The organism is Bariatricus sp. HCP28S3_A4 (genome assembly GCF_052066395.1).
Lineage (GTDB): Bacteria > Bacillota > Clostridia > Lachnospirales > Lachnospiraceae > Allocoprococcus.
This window is the reverse complement of sequence record NZ_JBQHSE010000100.1, coordinates 1-515: the sequence shown is the minus strand read 5'-3', so window position 1 is coordinate 515 and position 515 is coordinate 1. Positions and strand designations below refer to the sequence as shown.

The window sequence follows — 515 nt, the reverse complement described above, 5'->3', positions numbered from 1 at the left end:
ACTCAAACTTCCCACACCAATCAGGTGTACTGTACCTTGAAAATTCAATATTTTAGCCAATAAAAAGGGCATAAATAACGCTCTTTTGATATAATGGAATTGTCCAGAAACCACTTTACAAAGGAGAATTTATGCCATGTCCATTATATCACAGAACAACGAGAATGAGGTAGCTATTTTAGATTGCGTTCAGAGATTTTTCTCTTCTCACAAGGTAGGCAGCCTTTTAAAGCAATGCAACGGCACCAAGGAAAAAGGCGTCCCCGCTATCATGCTCCTCAGATATAAACTCAGTAACGTCTTTGCAGGAAGAAGCATGTATATGCAGCATAGAACCGGATCTTTCAAGGAAGGATTCTCAAAGAACACTTTTTATCGTTTCCTGAATTCTTCAAAAACTAATTGGCTCCGCTTTACTTCTTCTCTAGCATCAGAGATCATTAACGGTGACATCAAAAATCTTACTGATGAAAAGCGTGTCAATGTGTTTATAGTCGATGACACTCTCTTTAATC

General features: G+C 38.1%; 1 pseudogene. It reads left to right on the top strand.

What is annotated here, in order from left to right:
* Nucleotides 1–136: 136 nt before the first annotated feature.
* A pseudogene (locus ACTNBF_RS16535) lies at nt 137–515 on the top strand (IS4 family transposase); the annotation flags it as partial.